Below are 26,726 nucleotides of genomic sequence, written 5' to 3'. Positions count from 1 at the left end.
CTCCAACGACCGCGCGAACACCTCCGGCTGGCGCGCCATGGCTCACCTCCACCGGCCAGCCTCGCGATCACCAGCTCGGATGTCCACGCGACACGGTTACCACGTCAACGTTCCTTGCCGAGGCACTAGGCAAGGCGAAGGCGTGGTCACCTCGGCCGAAGGGGTGGTTCGGGCACCGCGGCCTCGTCCTTTCGGCCGAGGCGCGCCGGTCAGGCGGTGCAGACGGGCGCGGTGAAGGCCAGCTTCGCCTCGTCGACGTAGCCGCTGACGCCGGTCCGGGCGACGGTGCCGAAGTACCGGTGCGGGTACCGGTCGTGGGCCATGGTGCGGACCTGCACGACGTCGGCGACGCGGACCTCGCCGACGGGGCTCCCGACGGCATCGAGCACCGCCCCGGCCCGGGTGACCCGGTATTCGCGCGCGGGCGCGCACGGTTCGCCGCGCGCACTGAGGACCGCGACGGCGGCGCCGACAAGCCCCGCGACCGCACCGGCGACCACCGCGGTGACGACGCTGACCCGCCGCGCGCGTAGCCACGCGCCCCGGCGGCCAGCAGGCTCGCCGTGCCCCGGCGCGGGCTCGGCGGAGGCAGTGGGGGATCCGCCGGATGGTTCCGGACGCCTGCCGGACACCGCCGGACGGGCGGAGTGCGGTTCGCCGGGGAGTTCGGCCGGGATCGCTTCGACGGCCGGGTGCCGTTCGCCGGGCGTCGGGCGCCGATCGCCGGGTGCGTGGGGATGGCTGGTGGAGGTGGCTCGAGGCGCCGGGTGTTGTCCGCCGGGTGTGCCCGGACGGCTGGTGGAGGTGGCTCGAGGCGTCGGGCGCGGTTCGCCGGGTCTGGCGGGGTGGCTGCCGAACGGCCGTCCCGAGGGCTCGCCGGGTGTCTCTCCGCGGGGTCCTTCGACCTCGGCGGAGGCCGCTATCCAGCGTTCCTTCCACACCGGCCCCGGTTCTCCGCACGCCTCGGCCAGGGCCACCACCAGGTCGCACGCCGGCAGGCGGCCGCCCTTCAGTGCGTCGTGCAGGGTGCTGCGGGGGTAGCCGGTTCTCCTGGCCAGCTCGGAGAAACTCGGCATGCCGTTTCTTCGGCGGATCGCGCGCAGATCATTGATCAATTGTTCGGTCGTTCCGGTCGGCATCTTCACCCCATTCCGTCCGGATCCATCCGGATGCGTCCCGAACCCTAGCCGCGGCCGCGAGCCGTTCACTAGAAACCATTCGGTGAGGTCACCGATTACCGAATGAGAGGAGGGAGCGAATGGGGAAACTCCGAATGCCGGCCGGGCTCGGGGTGGCGGTGCTCGCCGCATCGGCGCTGCTGACGGCGGGGCCCGCCGCGCACGCCGGGGAAGTGCACCGGATCGTCACGGCGCCGTCGCCGAGCACCGGGGCGCCGATCGACGGTGGCGGCAGCTGGATCGTCAATAAGCCGAGCGGGTACTACCTCGGCCGCGCCATGCCGGGGGACAGCTTCGACAACGAGGTCACCACGAGCGCCAATTGGCACTTCGGCCGGGCGCAGTCGACGGTGAACATGTGCGGCTGGGTGCTCCCCGGCTCGATGGGTGCCGATCTCGGGCCCACCGCGGACAGCTGTTCGGCGACCACGCAGGGGTCGCTTTCCCACCGGCTGACGGTGGGCCGGGACTACAACGCCCCGGCGCACCAGGCGACCGACGGCAGCTCCGTGCCGGCCGACCCGACGTGCACCTTGTACTTCAACTACTTCCACGGCACCGACTTCACGGCGAACGGCGGCCACTGGGCCACGCCGGCGGGCGCGCCGCAGGGCAGCGTCCGCTACCGCTTCACCACGCGCGACGGCCAAGCGGTCGTCGTCCGCGATTCCGTGCTCGGCTGGGGTTTCCTGCCGATCGGCTGCGTCCAGCGGCCGGCCTCGCTGTACAACGACAACGACTGAGGAAGGAACCATCATGCGCAGTGCGAAGACCGTGATCGCCGCCGGTGTCCTGGCGGCCGCGACGCTCGGCCTGACCCCCGCCGTCGCCGGGGCGTCGGTGCAGGAGATCCGCTGGCAGTGCGGCGCGGACAGCGTCACCGTCCGGTATTCCCCCGGCGGAGCGGCCATCCCCGGCGAGACGATCGGCTACGGTATCCGCGTGAACGTCGACAACCACAACGACAACGTGTGGTGGCACATCAACTCGCCCTACGGCGGCTACGTCCTGGCCCAGTACTTCTGCTGACCCCCGACCGGCCACGGCCCCGGCACTCCGCCGGGGCCGTGGCCCGGCGGGTCACGACGGGGCCCGCCGCCAGACCGCCAGCGCCGCCGCGGCCAGCGTGCCACCGGCCGCGGCCACGACACCGTGGTGCCGGCTCGCCCACAGCTGCGCGCTCTTCGGGGTCGCCTTCCCGTCGAACTGGCCGTGCGCCCCGAAATCGCGTCCCTGGTCCGCCGGCGACCACAGGTTCTCCGGCTGGTCCGCGGGCTTCTTCGCCCCCGTCTGCTGGGAGCGGTAACCGGTCCGGGCCAGGTACCGGTCGAGGACCCCCGGCGCCACGGCGTTCGCGATCAGCGTGCCGACCGTGCTGCCGCCGACCCAGTACTCGCGGCGGCGGGGGTGGTCGGCCGCGTGGACCACCGCGCGGGCCGCGACCTCCGGCTGGTAGATCGGGGCCACCGGCTGAGCCTGGTGCGGGAGCTTGGACCGGACCCAGGAGAACTGCGGGGTGTTGACCGCCGGCATCTGGACCATCGTCGTGCGGATGTGGCTGCCGTCGTGCAGGAGCTCGCAGCGCAGGGCCTCGTTGAACCCCTGGATCGCGTGCTTCGCGCCGCAATACGCGCTCTGCAGCGGAATCCCGCGGTACGCCAGTGCCGAGCCGACCTGCACGATCGTGCCGCGGTCGCGGGTCTTCATCCGGCGCAGGGCGGCCATCGTGCCGTGGACGTAGCCGAGGTAGCTGACTTCGGTGACGCGGCGGAACTCCGCCGGCTCGATCTCCCCGAACGGCGCGAACACCGACGTGAACGCCACGTTGACCCACACGTCGATCGGGCCGAGTTCCCGCTCGACCCGGGCGGCGGCCGCGTCGACCTGCTCGAAGTCGGCGACGTCGGTGGGGATGGCCAGGGCCGTCCCGCCCTCGCGGGTGACGTCTTCCGCGGCGGCTTCGAGACCTTCCTTGCCCCGGGCCAGCAGGGCGACCCGGGCGTGGCGGGCCCCGAACGCCCGCGCGACCGCGCGGCCGATGCCCCCGCTGGCGCCGGTCACGACGACGACCTGGTTCATTTCTGCCTCCGTTCTCCGGTGCGGGCCGCGCGGGCCCAGGCGGCCGCGACCACCGCGTTCGCCAGTGCCGCGGCCCGCCACCGGCGGGACACCGCGGCCAAGCCGAGCATGCTGACGCTGTGCGCCACGTCGACCGCCCAGCCCCGGCGGGCCACCACCCCGTCCGGCCGCCGCAGGACGGCGGCGGCCTGGGCCAGGTGGCGGACGCCCAGCGCCAGCGCCACTTTCCGCGGGACCGGCGGCAGCGCCCGCGACGCGGCCACGATCCCGCCGCCCCACAGCGCCCGCGCCGTCGCGACCCGGCGCGTCATCGAACCCACCGCGAGACAGCGACCCCGAGCGCCGCCACGCCGGCCACGGCGGCGGCCACGGTCTTCCGCCTCCGCCGCGGCCGGCGGCGCGGCGCGGTGTCGAGCCCGCGGGCCAGCAACTCGGCCAGGTGGACGCCTTCGCGGCCGCCGCTGTCCAGTTCGTGCAGCTGCGTGCGGCAGCTGAAGCCGTCGGCCAGCACGGCCGTCTCCGGCGAAGCGGCCCGCACCCGGGGGAGCAGGACGCGCTCGGCGCACGCCTTCGAGACGTCGAGGTGGCCCTTCTCGAAGCCGAAGTTGCCGGCCAGGCCGCAACACCCCGAGTCGAGGTGCTCGGCGTCGACCCCGGCGGCGTCGAGGAGCTTCCGGTCCGCGTCCCAGCCCATGACCGCGTGCTGGTGGCAGTGGACCTGCGCGATCGCCTTCGCGTCCAGGCGCGGTGGCCGGTAGCCGGGGGAGTGCTCGGTGAGCAGCTCGGCCAGGGTGACCGTCTGCGCGCGCAGCCGCCGGACGTCGTGGTCGCCCGGGAAGAGCTCGGCCGCGTCGGCGCGGAACACCGCCGTGCAGCTGGGTTCCAGGCCCACGACGAGCCCGCCGTCGTGCAGGTGCGCGGCCAGTTCGCGGACCGTGCGCGCCAGGACGTGCTTGGCCACGCCCAGCTGCCCGGTCGAGATCCAGGTCAGCCCGCAGCACAGCGGCGCGGACGGCAGGGTCACCCGCCACCCCGCGTCCTCGATCACCCGGACCGCGGCCCGCCCGACGTGCGGGTGGAACGAGTTGGTGAACGTGTCCGGCCACAGCAGCACCGTTCCGCGGGCGCCGGTGCCGGAGGGGCCGCGCCGGGCGAACCACTGCTGCAGCGTTTCCCCGGCGAACATCGGGACTTCGCGGTCCTCGACGCCGGCGATCCGGGTCGCCAGCCGGGCCGGCCCGGGCGCGTGCGTCAGGGCGTTGACCACGCGGCCGGCCCGCAGCCGGCCGACGACCTGGGCGAACGCGGGCAGCCAGCCCATCGTGAAGTCCGACCGCGGCCGCCGCCACGGCCGGCCCTCGTAGTGGTGGGCCAGGAACTCCGCCTTGTACGTCGCCATGTCCACATTGGCCGGGCAGTCGGTCTTGCAGCCCTTGCAGGCCAAGCAGAGGTCCAGCGCCTCGCGCACGTCCGTCGATCGCCAGCCGTCGCCGACCGGGCTGTCGCCGTGGCCGTTCAGCATCTCGAACAGCAGCCGGGCCCGCCCGCGCGTGGAGTGCTCTTCCTCGCCCGTCACCTGGTACGACGGGCACATGACCTGCCCGCCGCTCGTGGTGTGCTGCCGGCACCGGCCGACGCCGACGCAGCGGTTGGCCGCCTGGGCGAACGAGCCGCCGTCGTGCGGGAAGCGGAAGTACAGGTCCTGCGGGTCGGCGGGCGCCCAGTCGGCGCCCAGGCGCAGGTTTTCGTCGAGCCGGTAGGGGGCGACGACCTTGCCGGGGTTCATCCGGTTGCCGGGGTCGAAGACCGCCTTCAGCCGGCCGAACGCGGTCACCAGGTCCTCGCCGAACATCTTCGGCAGCAGTTCGCCGCGTGACTGGCCGTCGCCGTGCTCGCCGGAGAACGACCCGCCCAGCCCGGCGACGAGGTCGGCGGCGCGCTCCATGAACCGGCGGTAGGTGGCGACGCCGTCGGCGGTGTAGAGGTCGAACGGGATCCGGGTGTGCACGCAGCCCTGCCCGAAGTGGCCGTACAGGCTCGGTCCCGTGTCACCGGCGTAGCCGAACTCTTCGTACAGCGCGCTCAGCTTCCGCAGGTACTCGCCGAGCCGCTCCGGGGCGACGGCGGAGTCCTCCCAGCCTTCGAAGGTGTCGGCCCGGCCCGGCAGGTGCGCGGTGGCGCCGAGCCCGGCTTCACGGACCTGCCACAGCTCGTCTTCGCGGGCGGGGTCGTCGAGGAACTCGGCGTCGGCCTCGTGCTCGGTGCCGCGCAGGGCGTCGAGCATCTTGTGCGCCTGCTGCTCGGCTTCCTCGTGGGTGCCGGCCGCGAACTGCACCATCAGGAACGCGCGCCCGTGCGGCAGCTCGCCGAGGGCCTTCGGGTTCATGTGCTTGATCTGCTCGTCCCGGATCAGCTTGTGGTCGACGCCTTCCAGCGCGACGGGCTCGTGCGGGAGGACCGCGGGCACGGCGTCGGCGGCGGTGGCGATGTCGCGGTAGCCGAGCACCACGAGCGTCCGCTCGGGCAGCACCGGCACGAGCTCCAGCTCGGCCCGCAGCACGGTGACCAAAGTGGACTCGCTGCCGACGAGCAGCCCGGCGACGTCGAAGCGGTGTTCCGGCAGCAGCGAATCGAGGTTGTAGCCGGAAACCCGGCGGGGGATGTCGGGGTACCGGCGGCGGATCTCGTCGGCGTACTCGTCGCGCAGCCGGCGCAGCTGCCGGTAGAGCGCCGCGCGCGGGTCGCCCCGGCGTTCGATCTCGGCGTATTCCTCGTCGCTGGTTTCGCCGCACCAGAAGCGGGTGCCGTCGTAGGTGACGACTTCGAGGCGGGCGATGTTGTCGACGACCTTGCCGGTCCGCTGCGCCGTCGCCCCGCACGAGTTGTTCCCGATCATCCCGCCGAGCGTGCAGTTCATGTGCGTCGCCGGTTCCGGCCCGAACCGCAGGCCGGTGTCGGCGAGTTGCCGGTTGAGCTCGTCGAGCACGATCCCCGGTTGCACCACGCAGGTCCGGGCGCCGGCGTCGACCGACTCGAGCTGGTGGCAGTACTTCGAAAAGTCGAGCACGACGGCGGTGTTGGTGCACTGGCCGGCGAGGCTGGTGCCGCCGCCGCGGGAGAGCACCGGGGCGCCGAACTCCCGCGCCACCGCGAGCGCCGCCACGGCGTCTTCGGGCGTGTGGGGCAGCACGACGCCGAGGGGGACCTGCCGGAAGTTGGACGCGTCGGTCGAGTACGCGGCGCGCGTACCGCGGTCGAAGCGCACTTCGCCGCCGACACGTTCGCGCAGCGCCGCGGCGAGCGCGTCCGGGTCGACGTCTTCGTGGTCCGCGTGGCGCACCACCGGATCGGGGAGCTGAACGGGTCCCATCGCGGATCCTCCTTCAGAGTGCGTACTCGGCCGCCGCGTCGGCGCGGAAGGCCAGACCGTGCCCGGGCGCGGTCATCGACGGCGCCACGGTGCCGCCGGCCGGGTCGAGGCAGCCGTCGAAGAGGCGCTGTTCGATGCGGTCGTGGTCGGCGAACCACTCGATGTGCCGGAAGTTCTGCGTGGCCACCGCGGCGTGCGCGGAGAGGTTCGGCGCGCAGTGGGCCGACACGTCCCGGTTCGCCGCCGCGGCCAGCGCCGTGGCGCGCCGCCACTCGGTGTAGCCGCCGCAGCGGGTGACGTCGACCTGCAGGCAGTCGACGACCGGCAGCATGCGCGCGAAATAGGGCAGGTCGTAGCCGTATTCGCCGGCGGCGATGTCCGGGCCGCCGGGGAAGCGCGTCCCCGCGAGCCCGGGCAGGTCGTCACTCGAAACCGGTTCCTCGAACCACGTGACGCCCCACTCGGTCAGCCGCTCGGCGACGCGGCGCGCCCGGCCGGGGGAGTAGGCGCCGTTGGCGTCGACGTACAGCGCCGTGTCGTCACCGATCGCCGTGCGGGCCAGCGCGACCCGGTCGAGAGCGCGGTCCGGCGACCCACCGATCTTGATCTTCACCCGCGGGATGCCCTGCTGCCGCACCCAGTGGTCCAGCTGTGCGGTCAGTTCGTCACCGGAGAGCGTGGTGAAGCCACCGCTGCCGTACACGGCGACCTCGTCGTGCACCCGGCCCAGCAGCCTGCTCAGCGGCAGGCCGAGCGAGCGGGCCGCGGCGTCCCACAAGGCGATGTCGACGGCGGACATCGCGCACGAGACCAGGCCGGGCCGCCCGAGGTTGCGGATGGCGTGCTGCATGGCCGCCCAGCAGGCGGGCACGTCGAGCACCGGGCGGCCGCGGACGGCGTCCGCGAGCACGCCGTCGATCAGCGGCACGCAGGCCGCGTCGGCGTACGTCCAGCCCAGCCCGCGGATCCCGCCGGCTTCGGCGTGCACGACGACGATCGTGGTGGCGTCCCAGGCCAGGGTGCCGTCGGCCTCGGGCGCCGGGGTCGGCACCCGGTAGGCCCGGGCGCCGACCCGTTCGACGCTCGTCACCGGTGCTTCCCGGGCAGGAACTCCTGCAGCTTCGTCTTGACGCCCTGGGCGACGAGGTGCAGTGCGTCGGGGTCGCCCTTGAGCACGGCCTGGGCGGCCGACTTCACCTGTTCGAAGGTGGCGTGCGGCGGGATCGGCGGCACGTCCGGGTCGCAGCGCACGTCCAGCACCGCCGGCTTGCCCGCGGTGAGCGCGGTGTCCCAGGCCGAGGCCAGCTGGTCCGGCTTCTCGACCGTGACGGCCGCAAGTCCCAGCGACAGCGCGAAGCCGGCGTAGTCGACGTCCGGCAGGACCTGGGACTCTTCGAACTTCGGGGCGCCGCCCATCGCCCGCAGCTCCCAGGTGACCTGGTTGAGGTCGTTGTTGTGGAAGACGCAGATCACGCAGCGCGGGTCGCTCCAGAGGTGCTGGTAGCGGGCGATGGTGATCAGCTCGGCGAGGCCGTTCATCTGCATGGCGCCGTCGCCGACGAGGGCGATCACCGGCCGGTCCGGGTGGGCGAACTTGGCGCCGATGGCGTACGGCACGCCCGGCCCCATCGTGGCCAGCGTGCCCGACAGCGACCCGCGGATGTCACCGCGCATGCGCAGGTTGCGGGCGTACCAGTTGGTCGACGAACCGGAGTCCGCGGTGACGATGGCGTTTTCGGGGATCCGCTTCGACAGCTCGGAAACGATCGCCATCGGGTTCACCGGATCGGCGTCGACGGCGGCTTCCTTCTCGACGGTTTCCCACCAGGACGCGACGTTCTTTTCGATCGTCTCGCGCCACGAGCGGTCCGGTTTGGACTGCAGCCGCGGCAGCAGGGCCCGCAGGGTGGCCGCGCTGTCCCCGACGAGGTTGACCTCGGTCGGGTAGCGCATCCCGATGAACCGGCCGTCCAGGTCGATCTGCACCGCCCGCGCCTGCCCGAAGTCCGGCAGGAACTGGCTGTACGGGAAGTTCGAGCCGACGATGAGCAGCGTGTCGCAGTCGCGCATCATCTCGTAGCTCGGCCGGGTGCCGAGCAACCCGATCGAGCCGGTCACCCACGGCAGGTCGTCGGGCAGGACGTCCTTGCCCAGCAACGCCTTCGCCACGCCCGCGCCGGTGACCTCGGCGACCTCGCGGACCTCCTCGGCCGCGCCGCGCGCGCCCTGGCCGACCAGGATGGCGACCTTCTCGCCGGCGTTGAGCACCTCGGCCGCCGCGGCGATGTCGGCCTCCGCGGGCACCGGCCGGGACCACGCCGTGCTCGGCGGGCTGGACGGCACCTGCTTGAAGGCGTGCTGCGGTGGCGTGTACTCCTCTTCCTGCAGGTCGGCGGGGATGATCAGGGCGGTCGGGCAGCGGGACGCTTCGGCGGTCCGGATGGCCCGGTCGAGCGCGTTCGGCAGCTGCTCGGCGACGTTGACCTCGACGAGGTATTCGCTGGCGACGTCCTTGTAGAGCGCCTGCAGGTCGACTTCCTGCTGGTAGCTGCCGCCCATCGCGCTGCGCGCGGTCTGCCCGACGATCGCGACCACCGGGACGTGGTCGAGCTTGGCGTCGTAGAGGCCGTTGAGCAGGTGGATCGCGCCCGGGCCCGAGGTGGCCATGCAGACGCCGACCTTGCCGCTGAACTTCGCGTAGCCGACCGCGGCGAAGGCGGCCATCTCCTCGTGCCGGGCCTGCACGAACCGTGGCTGGTTGTCGGCCTTGCCGAAGGCGGCGACGAGCCCGTTGATGCCGTCGCCCGGATAGGCAAAGACCTGCTCGACGCCCCACTCGCGCAGGCGCTGGAGCAGGTAGTCACCGACTGTCTGGCTCATGAGTACTCCCTTTGGCGTGCGGTGCCGCTTCGGTGAGCGCCTCGTGGACCCGGCGGGCCACCACGGCGGGGTGCGGCTGCACCGGTTCGGGCCACCGGACCAGTACCGACGGCGCTTCCGCGCCGTCCGGTTCCACGGCCAGGCACCACCCGCTGCGGTCGGTCCACGACAACATCAGGAACCGCCCCGCGCGCTGGGCCGCGAGGGCGATGTAGGCGGTCGACGGACTGCCCGGTTCGCTCCACGACGCGGCCGGCTCGACGCGCAGCAGCTCGGCGACGGTCTCGACGTAGTCGCGCAGGGCCGTGACTTCGACGTGCCCGGGATCCGGTTTCACCGGCGCGGACGCCTCCTTTCGCGGTCGCCTTCGGCGCTCCGGATCGCTGTACCCGCTTTCGCCGTCTATCATACTTGCGTGACGCAAATGTGGCAGGAGCAAGACGGCACCGAGGCGGCCTTGGCGGCGCTGCGGGCCATGGTGCTGATCGCCGATTCGACCGTCGAGCGGAACACCGAGCAGCTGACGCTGACCCAGTTCCGCGCGCTGCGGGTGGTGGTCGACCTGACCCCGGTCACCATGGGCCGGGTCGCGCGCGAGCTCGCGCTCAACCCGTCCTCGGTCACCCGCGCGTGTGACCGGCTGGTCGCGCTGAAACTGCTGGAAAAAGCCCCCAACCCGCTGAACCGGCGGGAGACGCTGCTCGCTCCGGCCGCGGCGGGGCGGCAGCTCGTGGACCGCGTCGACCGCGACCGCCGCCGCGTGCTGGCCGGCGTCCTGGGCCGGCTCGACCCCGGGACGCGCGAGGCCGCGATCGCCGCGTTCGCACGGTTTGCCCGGGTCGTCGAAGCGGACGAATCGGATTCGGGTGCATCGTTGCGTCGCGCAAATTAAGTGTGTCAGAAAAAAGGTTTGACCCCGGAGTGGCGGGGTATCCGGCGCAAGCCGTCGCATGATCGGAGGCCTTGCCGTGGGAAAGCGTGACGGAATCGCCCAGCCCTGGGGTACGAGGACGCCGTACGGGCCGGGGGAGACGTGGCCGGTCCGGGTGGACAGCCGCCTCGCCGACGGCCTGGCGCCGGACGACGTCGACCGCTGGGTCCGCAGCGCCGCGGTGCTGCACTCCAACGGCGACGGGCTCGACATCGCGGTGAAGGACGGGCGGATCGCCGGTGTCCGCGGCCGCGCCGACGACCGCGTCAACCACGGACGCCTCGACCCGAAGGACCTCTTCGCCTGGCAGGCCAACTCCTCGCCGGACCGGCTGACGACGCCGCTCGTGCGCAAGAACGGCGAGCTCGTCGAAGCGAGCTGGGACGAGGCGATGGACCTGGTCGTGCGCCGCAGCAGGGAACTGCTCGACGAGCAGGGTCCGGGTGCCCTCGGCTTCTACACCAGCGGCCAGCTGTTCGCCGAGGAGTACCACACGCTCGCCGCGATCTGCCGCGGCGGCCTGGGCACCAACCACCTCGACGGCAACACGCGGCTCTGCACGGCGACCGCGGCGGCGGCGCTGAAGGAGTCCTTCGGCTGCGACGGTCAGCCGTCGTCCTACACCGACATCGACCACGCCGACGTCATCGCCCTCTTCGGGCACAACATGGCCGAAACGCAGGTCGTCCTCTGGTCGCGCATCCTCGATCGGCTCGCCGGGCCGAACCCGCCGGCGGTGCTCTGCGTCGATCCGCGCGACACGCCGGTCGCCCGGGCGGCGACGCTGCACCTGGCGCCGCTGCCCGGGACCAACGTCGCCCTGATGAACGGCATCCTGCACGAGATCATCGAGCACGGCTGGATCGACCGCGAGTACATCGACCGCTGCACGATCGGCTACGACGACGTCGCCGCGATGGCCGCGCAGTACCCGCCCGAGCGCGCCGCGGAACTCTGCGGCGTCGACGCCGGGGAAATCCGCGAAGCCGCCCGGTTGCTCGGCTCGGCGGACCGGCTGCTGTGCACGGTGCTGCAGGGCTTCTACCAGTCGCACCAGGCGTCGGCGGCCGCGGTCCAGGTCAACAACATCGTGCTGCTGCGCGGCATGCTGGGCAAACCCGGCGCCGGTGTCCTGCAGATGAACGGGCAGCCGACGGCGCAGAACACGCGCGAATGCGGCGCCGACGGCGACCTGACCGGGTTCCGCAACTGGGCGAACGACGCGCACGTGGCCGAGCTCGCGTCGGTGTGGAACGTCGAGCTCGAGAAGCTGCCGCACTTCGCGCCGCCGACGCACCTGATGCAGATGCTGCGCTACGCCGAGACCGGCTCCATCCGGTTCCTGTGGGTGTCGGCCACGAATCCCGCCGTCTCACTGCCCGAACTGAACCGCATCCGGTCCATTCTGGACTCGCCGCGGTTGTTCCTCGTGGTGCAGGACGTGTTCCTCACCGAAACCGCCGAGCTGGCCGACGTCGTGCTGCCGGCGGCGATGTGGGGGGAGAAGACGGGCACGTTCACCAACGTCGATCGCACGGTGCACCTGTCGGAGAAGGCCGTCGAGCCGCCCGGGCAGGCGCGGGCCGACCTCGACATCTTCCTGGACTACGCGCGGCGGATGGACTTCCGGGGCAAGGACGGCGAGCCGTTCCCCCAGTGGCACGACCCGGAGACGGCGTTCGAGGCGTGGAAACGGGCGTCGGCGGGCCGGCCCTGCGACTACAGCGGCCTGAGTTACGCGAAACTGCGTGAAGTCAGCGGGATCCAGTGGCCCTGCACCGCCGAGCACCCGGACGGCACCGAACGGCTCTACACGGACGGGAAGTTCCCGGCCAAGCCGGACTACTGCGAGAACTACGGCCGGGACCTGATCACCGGGACCCCGCTCGATCCGGTCGAGTACCAGGCGAAGAACCCGGACGGCAAGGCGATGCTCAAGGCCGCCGAGTACTTCCCGCCGCACGAGACCCCCGACGACGACCACCCGTTCCACCTGGTCAACGGCCGGACGATCCACCACTTCCACACCCGCACGAAGACCGGCCGGACCCCGCAGCTGCGCGCGGCGGCGCCGGAGGTGTGGCTCGAGGTGTCCGAACGAGACGCGGCCGCGGCCGGGCTCGCCGAAGGCGACCTCGCGGAGGTGTCGACGCCCCGGGGCGCGGTCCGGGCCCGCGTCCGCATCGGCGGCATCCGCGACGGCGTGCTGTTCCTGCCGTTCCACTACGGCTACTGGGACACCGACCACCCGGCGGGCAAGGACGGCGACCGCGCGGCCAACGAGCTGACGTTCACCGACTGGGACCCGGTGTCCAAGCAGCCGCTGTTCAAGACGGCCGCGGCGGCGCTGCGCCGGATCGGCCCGGTGCCGGCCCCGGCCGTCGAGCCGGTGCCCGCCGACGTCGAGGAGGAGATCGTCCGATGAAGCTGGACCTCGTCCTGCGGGAACTGCACCGCGCGGAGACGGCGCTGGCCAAGGACCTGCGGAAGGCGTCCGACCGCCACCACGCGGAGCACGAGATCCACCACCTCGCACGCGACCTGGCGGGCTGGTCGGCGGCGCACGTGCGGGACATCGCCCGCGCGGGCCGGGCCCACGGCCTGGACCTCGCCGAGGACGTCCCGGGTCCCGGCCCGCTGGAGCCGCTGCGGACGGCCCTGTCCGAGCTGAGCGGCCGCCGCCCGGAGCCCGGCCTGGTGCTGCTGGCGGACCTGCGCCGCCTGCACCGCCGCGCGGCGGGCGTGTCGCTCGACTGGGAGCTGCTGGCCCAGGCCGCGCAGGCGGCGCGCGATCGCGAGCTCGAGGAGCTGGCGAGCAGCTGCCACCCGCGGACGCTGCGGCAGCTGAAGTGGACGAACGCGATGCTGAAGGTCCTCTCGCCGCAGATCCTGACCAGCTAGGCCAGGGCACGCGCCCGGCTACAGCCCCGTGACTCGCGTGATCAGGCCCGCAACTCGCGTGATCAGGCTCCGGTCACGCGGGTTCCGGACTCGATCACGAAGTGCGTCAGGCGCCGGCTTTCCCGTCGGTCCCGTGCCGGTCGGCGACCTGCCTCAGGAAAGCCACCGGGTCCTGGTCGAGGTGGGTGAGGCTCCGGCGGCGGAGTACCGCCGTCACCACGGCCATCGCCACCGCCCACACCGCGATCACCAGCACCACCGCCGGGGCCGGCAGCACCCGGTCCAGGAACGCCAGGTTCACCGTCGCCGCCAGTGCCGCCACCCGGGCCAGTGCGAAGGACCAGCGGTGCGACCCCGCCGCGAAGACCCGCGTTCCGGCCAGGTAGATCGCCAGGCCTGCCGTCGTGAACCACGCCGCCGCGTGGGGCGGGGACTCGTGCAGGGCCAGGTTCACCCCCGCCGCCATCAGCAGCAACGCGAACGCCGGCAGCAGGTGCCCGCCCGCGTACAGCGAATACGCCAGCGCCGGGTTGCCGCCCGAAAAGCCGAGCAGGCGCTCGTAGATCTCCACCGCCGAGGAGAAGTACACCCACCACAGCGCACCCGCCAGGACGAGCCCGCCGGCCAGGGCGAGCCAGTACCCCAGGTCGTCGGCCGGGCGCTCGAGCGCCGCCGTGCCGACCGTGATCACCAGCTCGCCGAGCAGCAGGATCATGAAGAGCCCGAACCGCTCGGCGAGGTGCGCCGAGTCGACCGCCAGGCTCGGGTCGCGCGGCGGCGCCAGCATGGTCCGCCACCGCTTTTCCCGCGTGGGCCGTTCGCCGCGGCGCCGGTCTTGCCGGTCGCCGAGCAGCAGGAACCCGGCCTCCTGCACCAGCGCCAGCGCCCACAGCAGCCCGTGGTGCGGCAGGAGCGCCGAGACGGCGAAGAGGACGGCGGAGAACGCGTAGCCCCAGCTGATCCGCCGCTGGTCGGCCCCGGTGCGCGGCCACTGGTGCGCGGCCGCCAGGATCAGCCGGACCGCGGCCATCGCCGCGGCGAAGATCGCCGGGTGCCCTTCGAAGACGTGGTGGGCCTGCGTCGCGGCGATCCCGCAGGGGATCGTGCCGGCGAGCACGAACAGCCGGTCGGCGACGCGGCTGTCGTCGCCGCGCCGGTTGTACAGCACCGCGAAGCCGATCCACGTCCACCAGAGCGTCGCGAACAGGCCCAGCGCCGCGGCGGCGCGCGCCCAGTGCGGGTCCGCGACGATGCCGTGCGCCACCTGACCCACCGCGAACACGAAGACGAGATCGAAGTACAGCTCGACCCAGCCGACCCGCTTGCCGCTTCGTCCGTCCACTCCGGTCACGGGGAATTAATAACACACCGTTCGGACAATGGCCGAATTCGCCCCGCCGGCAGCTGTGGGTAATTCTGCCGCCAGTGCGAAGGCGACACTCGGATGTTGCCCGTCAGGCCTCGGAGCTGCGCGAACGTGCTTGAACGATGTGCAAACAGCGACCGCCGGAACACGATGCGTGAACCGCGCAAACAATTCGCTCCCCGCCTTCCGAAACGCCGCTCGGCAGGGTTGACAAGGACGCCGGGCGTGATGTCTTCTGCTGATCGGCTCGATCAACGCCACGTCTTCCTGGGGTTCCTCGTCCTGTCCGAAGTTCGACGTCAGCCGTCCGCGCGGCTGGGAATCGAGCGATTCCGCCATGCACGAAAGCAGATCCACGCCCCGCCGCCCGGCGGACGCGGCGTGGTGGCCGGCGCACTGGAGCGTCCGCACCAAGATCAGCGTCCTCCTGCTGCTGCCGGTCCTGGTCGCGGTGGCGCTCGCGGAAATCCGGATCCAGGGCGAACTCGACCGGGCGACGGCGCTCAGCGCGGCCCGCGACCGGCTGCCGGTGCTGCGCGACACGATCGACCTGACCGCCTCGCTCGGTGAAGAGATGGTCGCCGCGGTCGCGGTCCCGGCGGGCGCGCCGGACACGCTGACCGCGGCCGTCGACGGGAAGGTGGCCGCGATCCAGCGCGACGCCGGCTTCGCGCCCCTGCCCGGCGACACCGGCCGGGCGCTGAACACCGCGCTGGGCAAGCTTTCCGGGATCCGCGCGGCCGGCGCGGGCGGCGGCGACGTCCGCACGAAAGCCGCCGGCTACAACGACATCATCGCCACCCTCGGCGACCTCGTCCCCGCGTTCGTGCCGTCCGACGCCGGCGCGGAAACCGCGGCCGGTGCCGAGACCGCCCGGCTGCTGGTGCACCTGCGCGGCGAACTGGCCACCGAAGAGACCTACCGGCGGGCCGCGCAGAACAGCCCGGACGACGCTTCGCTGCGCCCGGCCGTCATCCAGACCGCCGCCGAGCAGGAGGTGCTCGCCGAACAGGCCGAGCACCAGCTGACCGGCGACCGGCTGGCCCGGTTCACCGCGGCGACCGGCGCCGCCGACGACCGGCTCGACGCCCTGCAGGAGCCGGGCGGCGGCCGCCCGCTCGCGTCGCTGCTGCCGTCCATCACGGCCGAGGCCGCGGGCGTGACCGGCGTGCTGAACGATGTCACCGCGCGGCTGACGGCGAACCTGGGGACGGCGGCCGACGAAGCCCGGTCGGACTCCCTGCGCGACACCGCACTGGTCCTGGGTGCGTTGCTCGGTGCGCTGGCGATCGCGCTGCTGGTGGTGCGGTCGCTGGTCACGCCGGTGCGCCGGCTGCGCGCGGCCGCCCTGAGCGCGGCCAACGACCAGCTGCCGGAGACCGTCCGGCAGATCCGCGAGGGCCACGAGGTCGACTGGCGCGCGGTGCCCGGTTCCGGTGTCGAGACGGACGAGGAGATCGGCCAGCTGGCGCGGGCGTTCGACGACATGCACCGCCAGGCGGTCCGGCTCGCCGTCGAGCAGGCCGAGCTGCGCAAGCAGGTCAGCGAGATGTTCATGACGCTGTCCCGGCGGAGCCAGTCGCTGGTCGAGCAGCAGCTGTCGATCATCGAAGACCTCGAAGCGGGCGAGGAGAACCCGCGGCGGCTCGACGAGCTGTTCCGCATCGACCACATCGCGACCCGGCTGCGCCGCAACGGCGAGAACCTGCACGTCCTGGCGGGCGGCCGCCCGGTCCGCCACGGCCGCGAACCGGTGCCGACGCGCGACCTGCTGCGCGCGGCGACGTCGGAGGTCAAGGACTACCGGCGGGTGGCGCTGGGCAACGCGCCGCGCAGCTCGGTCCAGCCCGAGGCGGCGGCGGACGTCGTGCACATCCTCGCGGAGCTGCTGGAGAACGCGACGCGGTTTTCGCCGCCGGAGCAGAAGGTGGCGCTGACAGCCGACCGCGGCGCCGACGGCGGCCTCCTCATCGAGGTCGTCGACCAGGGGCTGGGCATGACGCCGGCCGAGCTGGCGACGGTGAACGACCGCCTGGCGGCGGCGGGGACGGTCGGCCCGGAGACGACCCGCCGGATGGGGTTGTTCGTGGTGGGCAGGCTGGCGGCCCTGCACGGGGTGACGGTCCGGTTGCGCGCGACGGGAGCGGCGGCCCGCCACGCGGGGGTGACGGCGAGCGTCCACGTCCCGGGCGCGCTGGTCATCGCGGACCTGGCCCGCCCGATCGGCGCGGGCCGCCTGGTCCCGGCGAGCCGCAACGGCCACCCGCGCCCACCGGTGGTCCCGGCGCAGGCCTCGACGCCGATCTTCGAGCAGGTGGTGACGAGCTGGTTCACCGAGCCGGCGGCGAAGCCGGTGGTCCGCCGCAACGGAACGGCGGGACCGGTCGCCTGGCCGGCGGTGGGGGACCGGCCGCCGCTCGAGCTGCCGGCGGGCGCAGCGGACTCCGGGGGCTCGGTGGGTTCGGCGGCCGCGGTGCCGGAAGAGCCGCCCGCGCAGGAGTCCGCCGCGGCGTACCGAGCGTCGGCGGCCGACCAATTGGGGCTCGCGGAGCCGGTGGACCCGGCCGCTTCGGAGGCGGCGGGTTGGTCGAGTTCTGCGGTACATCGCACCGTGGAGCCGGTGGCTCCGGCTGCTTCCGATGCGGCGGTGGGTTGGTCGGGCGGGGCGGGATCTTCTGCGGTACATCACGCCGTAGAGGCGGTGGACCCGGCTGCTTCCGATGCGGCGGCGGGTTGGTCGAGCGTGGCGGGTTCTTCTGCGGTACATCGCGCTGCCGCGCCGGTGGACCCGGCTGCTTCCGATGCGGCGGCGGGTTGGTCGAGCGTGGCGGGTTCTTCTGCGGTGCATCGCGCCGTGGAGCCGGTGGCTCCGGCTGCTTCCGATGCGGCGGCGGGTTGGTCGAGCCGAGCGGGATCTCCTGCCGTACATCGCGCTGCCGAACCAGTGGACCCGGCCGCTTCCGAGGCAGCGGCGGCCCGGTCGAGCGGAGCCGGGTCTCCCGCGGCACATCGAGCCGCCGAGCCGGTGGATCCCGAGCCGGTGGAGTGGGCCGGAACCGCCGGAACCATTGCCGCGCCCGCTCCCGCCGAGCCGAGCCGGGCCGAGCCCGCCGCGGCTTCCGCCGGCCCGGCGCACCCGGCCGAGACCCGCGGACAACCCGTCGTCGGCGGGTGGGACACCGCCGCCGACCGGACCCGGCAAGCCGCCGAAAGCGCTCTCGCGCCGGCGGCCGCGCAGCGGCTCACCGATGCCGGGCTGCCCACCCGGCGGCCCGGGGCCCAGCTCGCCCCCGGGGCCGTCGTGCCCCGCGGGCGCGAGGAGACCGGGGGGTCCTTCCGGGACGCCGCCGCCGTGCGCAGCAGCCTCTCCCGCCACTACCAGGGCATGCGCGCCGCCCGGCTCGAGACCGCGGCGCGCGCCGAACGATCCGGAAAGGACGAAGTGGATCCGCGATGACGGAACTGCACCCCCGGCGCGCCGCCACCGAGCCGGTGGCCCGGTCGCTCAGCGGGACGCTCCCCGCCGCGCCCGAACGGACCGCGACGCTCAACTGGCTGGTCAACGGCTTCGTCCAGGACGTCTCGGGTGTCGCGCACGCCGTGCTCGTCTCCGCCGACGGCCTGCTCGTGGCCGCCGACGAGGCCCTGCCCCGCGAACGCGCCGACCAGCTCGCCGCCATCGCGGCCGGCCTGTCCAGCCTTTCGCTCGGCACCGCCGAGCTGTTCACCGCCGGGCGGGTCGTGCAGTCGGTGATCGAGATGGAGCAGGGGTTCCTGCTGCTGATGAGCGTCGGCGACGGCTCGAACCTCGTCGTGCTCGCCTCCACCGGCTGCGACATCGGGCTGGTCGGCTACGAGATGACGATGCTGGTCGAGCGGGTGGGGCAGAAGGTCGACGTGCCCGCGCGCGAGATACCGGTGGCCCAGGACCACCGGTGACCGACGACCCGCCCGGGGACGAGCCGCGCCGCAGCCCGGCGCTGGCCCGTCCCTACGCGTGGACGGAAGGCCGGACGGCCCCGGCGGTCGAGATCGCCGTCGAAGCACTGGTCGAGACCACGGCCGAAGGCCGGGCCGAAGCCGTTTACCAGACGTCGAGCGCGCTGGCGGAGGTCCTCGAGCTGTGCGTCCGGCCGCGCTCGCTGATGGAGATCGCCGCGCTGCTGGCGCTGCCGCTCGGCGTGGTCCGCGTGCTCGTGTCGGACCTGATGCAGGAGACCCTGGTGATCGTCCGCGACACGCTGTCGGACACCGCCACCTGGGACGAGCGCCACGACCTGATGGAACGCGTGCTGCACGGGCTGCGCGACCTGTAGAGAGGACTCGCCATGGAGCATTTCGCGCTGGGGCACTGGCTGCTCGTGCTCGCGTACCTGACGTCGGTGGTCGGCTGCGCGCTCGGGCTGGCCTGTGCGGTCCAGGCCCGGCACGCGGCCGATCCCCGCCACCGCCTGCGGTGGCTGGTGCTGGCGGCGATTTCGATCGGCGGTGTCGGCATCTGGCTGATGCACTTCGTGGCGATGCTCGGCTTCAGCACCCCGGGCATGCCGGTCCGCTACGACATCTTCCGCACGGTGCTCTCGGCGGTCCTGTCGGTGACGGCGGTGTTCGCGGGCCTGCTGGTGGTGGGCGGCCGCGCGAAGTTCGGCTGGTGGCGCCTCGCCGTCGGCGGCGTGGTCACCGGCCTGGCGGTGAACGTCATGCACTACACCGGGATGTCGGCGCTGCGGGTCAAGGGCGACTTCGGCTACGACGGCGGCCTGGTGGCGCTGTCGGTGGTGATCGCGGTGGTGGCGGCGACGGCGGCGCTGTGGTTCGCGGTGTTCCTCGACCGTCTTCCGCTGCGGCTGCTGGCGGGGTTCGTGATGGGCGCGGCGGTGACGGGCATGCACTACACGGGCATGGCGGCGGTCCGGATGCACATGGACATGACCGCCCCGGACCCGGCCGGGGCCGAGGTGTTCTCCTTCCTGTTCCCGGTGTTCGTGCTGGCGGCGATCGCGATGGCCGTCCCGCTGTGCGCGGTCCTGATGGCGCCGGCGGTCTCGCCGAAGGCCGCCGAGCCCGTCGCGCAGGACGCCGTCACGGTGTGAGCCGGGCCCGCGGGGAACGTGCCCGCGGGCCCGGCCGTCTCACCTCCCTACAGGCTGCACAGCAGCGAACAGGCCTTGGCCGCCGACCAGTCCGTTGTGGACGGTGGCGTCCCCGGCGGGACGTTCACCGGCACGTAGGTCACCTTCGCCTTATTGGTGATCGGGAACAGGTTCAGCAGGGCGTAGGTGGCGCAGTACACCTGCTTCGACTGGCCCGCGGCCAGCGTGAACGGACCCGTCTGGCACGACGGCTCCACGGTGTCCACCACCTGCGCGGACGTGATCCCCACCGGACCCTGGTTCGTCACCGTGATCCGCCAGTACGCCGACGCGGCGAGTACGCCGAGCAGACCCACCGGGGCCTGCTTCGCCCACGGACCGGCGCCGCCCGGACCGCAGTCGGCCGGGTGGATCGCCGTGCAGATCTCCTTCTCCACGGTCACCTTCGGGGTGCAGGACGCACCCGGCGCCACCGGGAGCGTCACCGTGTTGGACGTGAACGAACCCGTCGAGTCGGACCCCGTCGCCGTGTCGGTCACCGAAGTCACCGTGCAGTCCGCCGAGATCGTCGTGCGGAAGCACAGCTGGGGTGCGTCACCGGCGAAGTCGACCACCAGCGAGCCGCTGAAGCCCGCCGCACTGTGCAGGACGAGTGTCGTGGTCACGGTGATCGACGGGTGCGCCGCCACCGAGACCCCGGTCAGGTCGACCGAGCCGTCCGGGGCGAAGCCCGGCGTCGGCACGACCGCCCCGTCCTGGTCGACCACCGTGACCCGCGACGCCGCGAAGTCGACGTTCGCCGGATCGATGCCCGTCAGCCGGGCCGAGGTGTAGCCCTGGACGTGACTTCCGCCGTCGCAGTAGAAGTCGCCCGGGCGCAGGGTCACCTGCCCGCCGGAGCGGACGCACGGGCTGGCGCCGGTCGCCGGGTCCATCGAGAACAGCACCCCCGCGTCGCCCAGGCCGATCAGGCAGCCCGACGGCGGGTCGTACGTGTAGCCGTAGTCCCGCGTGGCGCCGCCGTTCACCGACGGGTGGGTGATCCGCGCGGGCAGCCCCGCGCACGCCGTCCCGGTCGTCCAGTCGTGGCACACCGCCGCACCCGCGATACCGCCGTTCCAGACGGGGAGGTAGCTGCGCACGTGGCCGCTCGGGTCGGTGACGACCTCCGGGTTGAAGACGTAGGTCCCGTTCGGCAGCGCGGCCGCGCCCGGCGGGGCGGCCAGGGCCGAGCCGTCGAGGGCGAAGCACGTCGTGACGTTGGTGCCGCCCGTCGTCGACGAGCACACGCCCACCGGGGTTCCGGCCGTGCTGAACGCCGTGTAGGCGTTGTAGGTGAAGTTGCCGGCCGGCCCGGTCGGCCGCCAGGACGCCCAGCCGGCGCACGGCGCGGCCGTCGCCGGGTCGAAACAGCCGACCGACGGCACCTGCGCGGTGCTCGGGTTCGACGAAGAGGCGAACACCTTGCCCGCCACCACGTCCAGCGCGCCGTAGACGTAGGCGTTGCCGCTGATGGCCGGCGCGATCGGCGCGTACGGCTGGCCGCCGCAGGCGCTGTGGGTGGCGAGGGTCCAGCAGACGACCGCGCCGCTGCTGACCAGGCCGTAGAGGTTGCCGCCGGTTTCGACGAACCCGGTGATGCCGTTCACCGCGGGCGAGCCGCCGGTGGCGGCCAGCGCCCAGTACCCGCAGTTGGCCGCGGCGGCCATGTCGAGGCAGCCGACGCCGACGGACGCCGCGGTGACGGCGGGGTAGTAGACCTTCGCCGGCGCGGCGGGGTCGCGGACGTACTGCTCGACCATGGTGCTCGCGATGTCGCCCGTCGCCCCGGTGCCGAGCGGGCCGGTCGCGGTGTTGAGCGGCTTCGGCCACGGGCCGCCCGGGCACCGGGTCCCGGTGGCGAGGTCGGTGCAGACCACCTTCGGTGCGGCGGCCCCCAGGTGGTGGTAGATGTTCCAGGCCTGCAGCGCGCCGCCCGGCGTGCGGTACAGGATGGGGGAGAAGCCGTCGCCGCCGGTGGCGGTGGTGACCGCCTGCACGGGCGGGGTGAGGGCGCCGGACAGCTGGGTCGCGTCCGGGCCGGCGCCGGGGTTGCCCGCCCGGACGGCGGTGACCCCGGACGCCGGTTCGGTGCCGGTGAACGTGGTGCCGTCGGTGGACCACTCCGGCGTCCAGCCGGGCGGGGCGTGCAGCGAGCCGGGCTGGTAGGCCTGGCCGGCGCCGACGGTGTCGGTGATGGTGGCGGGGCCGGTCGTGGTGGCGTGGTCGTCGTAGCCGATGACCCAGTTCGCGGTCGCGCCGTGGTCGGCGGGGGAACCGGTGCCCTGCACGGACTTCGTCAGCGCCGAGACCGCCGGGGCGGGGTCGGCGGCCGCGGGCAGCGGGACGGCGGCGGCCGCGGCGAGCACCAGGGGCAGGACCGCCCCCAGCATGCGTCTTCGCATGGATGGTCCTCGATTCTTTTGCTTGCCGGAATGCGCCGGGAAACGTTTTCCCGACCGAAGGAAAATCCTATGCCGCGTCGGCGGTCCGGTTGAAGAAGTCTCACCCGGGCGCCGAAAAGGCGATGCCAACAGCGCAGTTTCCGGCCGGTTCACCGGTGTGGACAGCTGAATTGACGAGGGAATTTCCGGGTGCGGGTCACCCGGATGCCGATCGCGTTCACTCGATCGGGTAACGAGGGCACGCTAAAAACCCGCGTTTTCGGGCGCCGGTGAAGATTTATTTACCGGAAGCTAACCGGATTCGGCGTCGAAGCGGAGTTTCGAGGTGATGCGGTAGCGGTCGCCGCGGTAGACCGAGCGGGTCAGTTCGACGACCCGGCCCGTCGTGTCGCGGGTCAGCCGTTCGATGTGCAGGATCGGGGCGTACACGGCGATTTCCAGGAGTTCGGCTTGGCCGGGGTTCGTGACGGCGGGCTCGATCGTCTGCACCGCGTCCTGCACCGCGATCCCGAAGCGTTCCCGCAGCAGCCGGTAGAAGTTGCCCGATTCGAGGTCCGCCGGCTGCAGCCCGGGGACCAGTCCGGCGGGCAGCGCCAGGTCCTCGATCGCGATCGGTTCGTCGTCGACGTCCCGGACCCGGGTGACGCGCAGCACCGGCGTCCCCGGCTCGAGCTCCAGCTCGGCGGCCAGTGACCGGGCGGCCGGGGTGACGGCGAACGCGACTACCCGGCTGGTCCAGTGCCCTTCCGCCGGCGGCACCGCCAGGCCGGTCGCCAGTTCCTGGGTGACCTTGTGCGGGCTGGTGAACGTGCCGCGGCCGCGTTGGCGCACCAGCAGCCCGGTGCGGGTCAGCTCGTCGATGGCGGCCCGCACGGTCGGGCGCGAGACGCCCAGCTCCGCGGCCAGGTCGCGTTCGGAGGCCAGTCCGGTGCCGGGACCGGCGTTTTCGATCACCTTCAGCAGGTGCCGCCGGACGCGGTCGCGCTTCACGGTGGGCGGCCGGTCCGCGGGCTCACCACCGTCTTTGCGGGCGCTCCGGGCGGCGGAGCCCCCGGCCCGGGCCGAAGTTCCGGCTGTCGCGGTTTCTTTGCGAGGATTCCGGGTGGCGGAGCCCTCGGTCCGGGGCGCAGCGCCGGGTGTCGCGGCTTGTTTCCGGGGGCCCCGGGTGGCGGAGCCCCCGGCCTGGGGCGCAGCGCCGGATGTCACAGCGGTCAAGGCACCGTCTTCCCGGGTACTCCGAGCGCGCCGGCGAACCGGACGCGCTCCTTCGGCAGGGCACCCAGTGCCCGGAGCCGGGGCAGGTGCCCGGTCAGGCGCTGGTGGAAGTCAGCATAACCGCGGCCCGGCGGCGACCACGCCCGTTCGGCCAGCGCGCACAGCCGCGGGAACGCCAGGTGCCGCACGTGGTCGGGGGTCGGCGCGTGCTCGGTCCACAGCTGGGCCTGGGTGCCGAGCACCCCGGGCCCGGTCCCGTCGCTCACCGGCAGCCCGCCCGCCAGGGGGTCGAAGCGGTGGACGTCCGCCAGGGTCGTCACCGGTTCGCGCGGCGGCTCGCCGGGGTCCTCGCTCTGCCGGTAGTCGAAGTACGTCGCCGTGTGCGGGGCCATGACGACCTGGTGGCCGCGGGCGACGGCGAGCGCGCCGTGGGCGGCGTCGCGCCAGGCCGTGACGACGAGGTCCGCGGGCAGCCGACCCGCGGCGTGGCCGGTCTCGTCCCAGCACACCGCCCGGCGCCCCAGGTCCGCGACGATGTCGTGCAGCCGCCCGAGGAACCACGGGTGCAGTTCGGCGGGACGCACCCCGAGCTGCGCCGCCTTCTCGCGCGCGAGCGGGTTCGCCTCCCACTGCGTGGTCGGGCATTCGTCCCCGCCGATGTGCAGGTGCGGCGCCGGGAAGACGTCCGCGACCTGGCCGAGCACGTCCCGGCAGAACGCGAAAACCCCGTCGTGGACGCCGAGGATGTCGGGGCTGATGCCCCACTCCGTCCACACCGGCAGCGCCACCTCGGGCCGGTTGCCCAGCGAGGGGTAGGCGGCCAGCGCCGCGCGGACGTGGCCGGGCAGGTCGATCTCCGGCACGATCCGCACGCCGCGCGCGGCGGCGAACGCGACCAGCTCGCGCAGCTCTGGCCGGGTGTAGAACCCGCCGTGCGGGACGCCGTCGAAGACGCCGCTGCCCGCGGGCCCGACCATCGATTCGGCCCGCCAGGCGCCGACCTCGGTGAGCCGCGGCCACCCCGCGATCTCGATCCGCCAGCCCTGGTCGTCGGTGAGGTGCAGGTGCAGGACGTTGAACTTGTGCAGGGCCAGCAGCTCGACGAACTCGCGCAGGAACTCCAGCGGCATGAAGTGCCGGGCGACGTCCAGCAGCACCCCGCGCCAGGGCAGGCGGGGCGCGTCGCGGATGCTCAGGCACGGCAGCCGCGGGTGCAGCTGGCGGACCGTCTGCACACCGGCGAGCAGGCCCGCCTCCGTGGACGCGGTGAGCAGCGCGCGGCCGGGCGTGACCTCGAGGGTGTACTCCTCCGGCCCGAGGCCCGGTTTCCGCGCGAGCCGGATGACGGGCCCCTCGGGGGTCAGGGGGAGCCCGGTGTACGCGGCGAGCAGCCGGGCCGCGCCGTGGGTGCCGGGGCCCGCGAGGATGCCGGTGGGCACGCAGGAGCCGGCGCGGCGGGTCAGCCGCGCGGGGAACGGGATGAGCATCAGCCCTTCACCGCGCCCGCGGTCATGCCCTCGACCAGATGCCGCTGCACGAGCGCGAAGAAGACGACGACGGGCAGGGCGAACAACGTCGACGCGGCGATGAGGCCGCCGTAGTCGGTGCCCGTGCTCGTGCTGAAGGAGACCAGCCAGACCGGCAGCGTGTAGCCCGAGCTGTCCTTCATGATGACGTAGGCGAACAGGAAGTCGTTCCACGCGGTGATGAAGGCGAACACGCTGGTCGCGATCAGCCCGGGCAGCACCAGCGGCAGCAGGACCGAGCGCAGCACGCGCCCGCGGGTGGCGCCGTCGACCATCGCCGCTTCCTCCAGTTCGACCGGGATGCCGTGCAGGAAGCCGCGCAGCGTCCAGATCGTGAACGGCAGCACGAGCGCCACGTAGGTGAGGATCAGCCCGGGCAGCGTGTCGAGCAGGTGCGCGCTCTTGAGGCCGAGGAACAGCGGGATGACGAGCGCGGGCACCGGCACCATCTGCAGCACCAGCACCCCGATCAGAAAACCGCGGCGCGCGAAGAAGCGGAACCGCGTCAACGCCGTCGCGGCGAGGAAGGCGACCACGACGGACAGCGCGACGACCACGACGACGACCACGACGCTGTTGAGCAGGTCCTGGCCGAAACCGGGTTTGGCGAGGGCGCCGGCGAAGTTGTCCAGCGTGACGTCGAAGGGCAGGAACTCCGGCGTGGGCCGCAGGATCCGGCCCGCGGGCTTGAACGCCGTGAGCACCATCCAGTAGACCGGGAAGATCCACACGAGACAGAAGAGGACGGCCGCGGCGTTCCGGCCGAAGCGCCCGATCACAGGTCCTCCCCGGAGCGGACGAGCCGCCGCACGTACACGGCGGTCAGGCCGACGAGCAGCGCGACCGAGACGACGGCGATCGCCGCGCCCTGGCCGAAGTCGTTGCGGCTGAAGGCGCGGGTGAACGTCCAGATGCCCAGTGTCGTCGTGCCGCCGCCCGGGCCGCCCTGGGTGAGGATCCAGATCTGGTTGAACACGGTGAAGTCCCAGATGACCGAGAGGATGGTGACCAGCCCGAGGATCGGCTGCAGGAACGGGACGGTGATGGTGCGGTGCACCCGCCACGGCCCGGCGCCGTCCAGCTCCGCGGCTTCGTAGTAGGACCGCGGGATCTGCGAGAGCCCGGCGTGCAGGGTGAGCGCCACGAACGGGACCGACTGCCACACGACCAGCAGCCAGACGAGGGTGAACGCCGAAGCCGGCGTCGTCGTCCAGTCGTGCTGGGTCAGGTCCCCGAACCCGAGGCGGGTCAGCAGCCAGTTCACCACGCCGTAGCCGGGCTGGAAGAGCCACTGCCAGACCAGGGTGGACGCCACGTTCGGCAGCGCCCAGGCCGCGATCAGGCACAGCGTGACCGCCGTGCGCATCCGGCGGCCCAGGCGCCGCAGCAGCAGCGCGACGCCGAACCCGATGACGAGCGTGCCGGTCACCAGCGCGGCGCAGAACCCGAGGCTGCGCGCGAGGACTCCGGCGAGCTGGGGGTCGCCGAGCACGGCGGTGTAGTTGTCCAGGCCGGCGAACCCCGTCTCGCCGGTGAACAGCGACCGCAGGCCGTACTGCTGCAGCGAAATGACGACCAGCCGGACGAGCGGGTAGCCGAGCACGAGCCCGAGCAGCACGGCCGCGGGCAGGAGCAGGCCGTAGGGGAGCAGGGAAGGGCGTCGCGTTCTCTCCCGGGTGCGCGCCTTTTCGAGCAGCACAGGGACTCCTTCGCGGAAGCAGGGGCGGGGTGGCCCGGTGGGGA

General features: G+C 73.0%; 22 protein-coding genes. 9 read left to right on the top strand and 13 right to left on the bottom strand.

The window, feature by feature from the left end:
* Positions 1-209: 209 nt before the first annotated feature.
* Entirely contained in the window at positions 210-1,139 is a 930-nt protein-coding gene (locus ACLJOU_RS36230; RefSeq protein WP_410573779.1) for a helix-turn-helix domain-containing protein, read from the bottom strand.
* A gap of 119 nt (positions 1,140-1,258) precedes the next feature.
* On the opposite strand from ACLJOU_RS36230, the gene ACLJOU_RS36225 reads away from it, so the two are divergent.
* Positions 1,259-1,921 (top strand): hypothetical protein, encoded by a 663-nt coding sequence (locus ACLJOU_RS36225; protein WP_410573778.1) that lies wholly within the window; start codon positions 1,259-1,261, stop codon positions 1,919-1,921.
* A gap of 13 nt (positions 1,922-1,934) precedes the next feature.
* Positions 1,935-2,207, top strand: a complete 273-nt coding sequence (locus tag ACLJOU_RS36220) for a hypothetical protein (RefSeq protein WP_410573777.1) — start codon at positions 1,935-1,937, stop codon at positions 2,205-2,207.
* A gap of 51 nt (positions 2,208-2,258) precedes the next feature.
* Here ACLJOU_RS36220 and ACLJOU_RS36215 read toward each other — a convergent pair whose 3' ends face one another.
* From ACLJOU_RS36215 to ACLJOU_RS36190, 6 genes are read right to left on the bottom strand one after another with little or no spacing between them, the layout of a single operon-like run.
* Entirely contained in the window at positions 2,259-3,257 is a 999-nt protein-coding gene (locus tag ACLJOU_RS36215; RefSeq protein WP_410573776.1) for an SDR family oxidoreductase, read from the bottom strand.
* Positions 3,254-3,568 (bottom strand): hypothetical protein, encoded by a 315-nt coding sequence (locus ACLJOU_RS36210; protein WP_410573775.1) that lies wholly within the window; start codon positions 3,566-3,568, stop codon positions 3,254-3,256. The genes ACLJOU_RS36215 and ACLJOU_RS36210 overlap by 4 nt, the downstream gene beginning before the upstream one ends.
* Positions 3,565-6,627 carry an FAD-binding and (Fe-S)-binding domain-containing protein gene (locus ACLJOU_RS36205; RefSeq protein WP_410573774.1) on the bottom strand — a complete coding sequence of 1,021 codons (3,063 nt, stop codon included), beginning with the start codon at positions 6,625-6,627 and terminating at the stop codon, positions 3,565-3,567. Before ACLJOU_RS36205 ends, ACLJOU_RS36210 begins: the two co-directional genes overlap by 4 nt.
* A gap of 13 nt (positions 6,628-6,640) precedes the next feature.
* Positions 6,641-7,717, bottom strand: coding sequence for an enolase C-terminal domain-like protein (locus tag ACLJOU_RS36200; RefSeq protein ID WP_410573773.1), 1,077 nt, complete (start codon positions 7,715-7,717; stop codon positions 6,641-6,643).
* On the bottom strand, positions 7,714-9,507 hold the full coding sequence (locus ACLJOU_RS36195) for a thiamine pyrophosphate-requiring protein (RefSeq protein WP_410573772.1): 1,794 nt from the start codon (positions 9,505-9,507) through the stop codon (positions 7,714-7,716). The genes ACLJOU_RS36200 and ACLJOU_RS36195 overlap by 4 nt, the downstream gene beginning before the upstream one ends.
* Positions 9,488-9,844 (bottom strand): DUF6292 family protein, encoded by a 357-nt coding sequence (locus ACLJOU_RS36190; RefSeq protein WP_410573771.1) that lies wholly within the window; start codon positions 9,842-9,844, stop codon positions 9,488-9,490. Before ACLJOU_RS36190 ends, ACLJOU_RS36195 begins: the two co-directional genes overlap by 20 nt.
* Positions 9,845-9,931: 87 nt before the next feature.
* On the opposite strand from ACLJOU_RS36190, the gene ACLJOU_RS36185 reads away from it, so the two are divergent.
* From ACLJOU_RS36185 to ACLJOU_RS36175, 3 genes are all read left to right on the top strand, one after another.
* Positions 9,932-10,399 carry a MarR family winged helix-turn-helix transcriptional regulator gene (locus tag ACLJOU_RS36185; RefSeq protein ID WP_410573786.1) on the top strand — a complete coding sequence of 156 codons (468 nt, stop codon included), beginning with the start codon at positions 9,932-9,934 and terminating at the stop codon, positions 10,397-10,399.
* A 76-nt stretch (positions 10,400-10,475) separates the two neighbouring features.
* Complete coding sequence (locus tag ACLJOU_RS36180; RefSeq protein WP_410573770.1) at positions 10,476-12,863, top strand: molybdopterin oxidoreductase family protein; 2,388 nt, start codon at positions 10,476-10,478, stop codon at positions 12,861-12,863.
* Complete coding sequence (locus ACLJOU_RS36175) at positions 12,860-13,339, top strand: hypothetical protein (protein WP_410573769.1); 480 nt, start codon at positions 12,860-12,862, stop codon at positions 13,337-13,339. The genes ACLJOU_RS36180 and ACLJOU_RS36175 overlap by 4 nt, the downstream gene beginning before the upstream one ends.
* A gap of 106 nt (positions 13,340-13,445) precedes the next feature.
* On the opposite strand, the gene ACLJOU_RS36170 is transcribed toward ACLJOU_RS36175, so the two are convergent.
* On the bottom strand, positions 13,446-14,690 hold the full coding sequence (locus ACLJOU_RS36170; protein WP_410573768.1) for a low temperature requirement protein A: 1,245 nt from the start codon (positions 14,688-14,690) through the stop codon (positions 13,446-13,448).
* Positions 14,691-15,042: 352 nt separating this feature from the next.
* Here ACLJOU_RS36170 and ACLJOU_RS36165 point away from each other — a divergent pair, with 352 nt between their 5' ends.
* Genes ACLJOU_RS36165 through ACLJOU_RS36150 form a run of 4 tightly spaced genes read left to right on the top strand, consistent with a single transcriptional unit; the run spans position 15,043 to position 19,798 of the window.
* The gene (locus tag ACLJOU_RS36165; RefSeq protein ID WP_410573767.1) at positions 15,043-18,162 is read left to right on the top strand and encodes an ATP-binding protein; all 3,120 of its coding nucleotides are present in this window, start codon (positions 15,043-15,045) and stop codon (positions 18,160-18,162) included.
* A complete protein-coding gene (locus ACLJOU_RS36160; protein ID WP_410573766.1) occupies positions 18,159-18,644 on the top strand; it encodes a roadblock/LC7 domain-containing protein in 486 nt (161 codons plus the stop codon). Before ACLJOU_RS36165 ends, ACLJOU_RS36160 begins: the two co-directional genes overlap by 4 nt.
* Positions 18,641-19,021, top strand: coding sequence for a DUF742 domain-containing protein (locus ACLJOU_RS36155; protein WP_410573765.1), 381 nt, complete (start codon positions 18,641-18,643; stop codon positions 19,019-19,021). The genes ACLJOU_RS36160 and ACLJOU_RS36155 overlap by 4 nt, the downstream gene beginning before the upstream one ends.
* Before the next feature lie 12 nt (positions 19,022-19,033).
* The gene (locus ACLJOU_RS36150) at positions 19,034-19,798 is read left to right on the top strand and encodes an MHYT domain-containing protein (protein ID WP_410573764.1); all 765 of its coding nucleotides are present in this window, start codon (positions 19,034-19,036) and stop codon (positions 19,796-19,798) included.
* Between the two features lie 47 nt (positions 19,799-19,845).
* Here ACLJOU_RS36150 and ACLJOU_RS36145 read toward each other — a convergent pair whose 3' ends face one another.
* From ACLJOU_RS36145 to ACLJOU_RS36125, 5 genes are all read right to left on the bottom strand, one after another.
* Entirely contained in the window at positions 19,846-22,242 is a 2,397-nt protein-coding gene (locus ACLJOU_RS36145) for a hypothetical protein (RefSeq protein WP_410573763.1), read from the bottom strand.
* A gap of 291 nt (positions 22,243-22,533) precedes the next feature.
* Positions 22,534-23,232, bottom strand: a complete 699-nt coding sequence (locus tag ACLJOU_RS36140; RefSeq protein ID WP_410573762.1) for a GntR family transcriptional regulator — start codon at positions 23,230-23,232, stop codon at positions 22,534-22,536.
* Between the two features lie 221 nt (positions 23,233-23,453).
* Entirely contained in the window at positions 23,454-24,944 is a 1,491-nt protein-coding gene (locus ACLJOU_RS36135; protein WP_410573761.1) for a beta-N-acetylhexosaminidase, read from the bottom strand.
* Positions 24,944-25,762, bottom strand: a complete 819-nt coding sequence (locus tag ACLJOU_RS36130) for a carbohydrate ABC transporter permease (RefSeq protein ID WP_410573760.1) — start codon at positions 25,760-25,762, stop codon at positions 24,944-24,946. Before ACLJOU_RS36130 ends, ACLJOU_RS36135 begins: the two co-directional genes overlap by 1 nt.
* Entirely contained in the window at positions 25,759-26,682 is a 924-nt protein-coding gene (locus ACLJOU_RS36125) for a carbohydrate ABC transporter permease (RefSeq protein ID WP_410573759.1), read from the bottom strand. Before ACLJOU_RS36125 ends, ACLJOU_RS36130 begins: the two co-directional genes overlap by 4 nt.
* Positions 26,683-26,726 lie beyond the last annotated feature (44 nt).

Origin of the sequence: Amycolatopsis sp. cmx-4-61 (assembly GCF_046548775.1) — a bacterium.
Lineage (GTDB): Bacteria > Actinomycetota > Actinomycetes > Mycobacteriales > Pseudonocardiaceae > Amycolatopsis.
The sequence above is the reverse complement of the archived record's forward strand: the minus strand, read 5'-3'. Positions and strand labels throughout refer to the sequence as shown.

What these genes read in the sequence shown, in the direction of transcription:
- ACLJOU_RS36145 (WP_410573763.1), bottom strand. Translation starts at nt 22,242, where the DNA reads ATGCGAAGACGCATGCTGGGGGCGGTCCTGCCCCTGGTGCTCGCCGCG.
- ACLJOU_RS36220 (WP_410573777.1), top strand. Translation starts at nt 1,935, where the DNA reads ATGCGCAGTGCGAAGACCGTGATCGCCGCCGGTGTCCTGGCGGCCGCG.
- ACLJOU_RS36205 (WP_410573774.1), bottom strand. Translation starts at nt 6,627, where the DNA reads ATGGGACCCGTTCAGCTCCCCGATCCGGTGGTGCGCCACGCGGACCAC.
- ACLJOU_RS36215 (WP_410573776.1), bottom strand. Translation starts at nt 3,257, where the DNA reads ATGAACCAGGTCGTCGTCGTGACCGGCGCCAGCGGGGGCATCGGCCGC.
- ACLJOU_RS36135 (WP_410573761.1), bottom strand. Translation starts at nt 24,944, where the DNA reads ATGCTCATCCCGTTCCCCGCGCGGCTGACCCGCCGCGCCGGCTCCTGC.
- ACLJOU_RS36230 (WP_410573779.1), bottom strand. Translation starts at nt 1,139, where the DNA reads ATGCCGACCGGAACGACCGAACAATTGATCAATGATCTGCGCGCGATC.
- ACLJOU_RS36175 (WP_410573769.1), top strand. Translation starts at nt 12,860, where the DNA reads ATGAAGCTGGACCTCGTCCTGCGGGAACTGCACCGCGCGGAGACGGCG.
- ACLJOU_RS36225 (WP_410573778.1), top strand. Translation starts at nt 1,259, where the DNA reads ATGGGGAAACTCCGAATGCCGGCCGGGCTCGGGGTGGCGGTGCTCGCC.
- ACLJOU_RS36165 (WP_410573767.1), top strand. Translation starts at nt 15,043, where the DNA reads ATGCACGAAAGCAGATCCACGCCCCGCCGCCCGGCGGACGCGGCGTGG.
- ACLJOU_RS36185 (WP_410573786.1), top strand. Translation starts at nt 9,932, where the DNA reads ATGTGGCAGGAGCAAGACGGCACCGAGGCGGCCTTGGCGGCGCTGCGG.
- ACLJOU_RS36150 (WP_410573764.1), top strand. Translation starts at nt 19,034, where the DNA reads ATGGAGCATTTCGCGCTGGGGCACTGGCTGCTCGTGCTCGCGTACCTG.
- ACLJOU_RS36160 (WP_410573766.1), top strand. Translation starts at nt 18,159, where the DNA reads ATGACGGAACTGCACCCCCGGCGCGCCGCCACCGAGCCGGTGGCCCGG.
- ACLJOU_RS36210 (WP_410573775.1), bottom strand. Translation starts at nt 3,568, where the DNA reads ATGACGCGCCGGGTCGCGACGGCGCGGGCGCTGTGGGGCGGCGGGATC.
- ACLJOU_RS36195 (WP_410573772.1), bottom strand. Translation starts at nt 9,507, where the DNA reads ATGAGCCAGACAGTCGGTGACTACCTGCTCCAGCGCCTGCGCGAGTGG.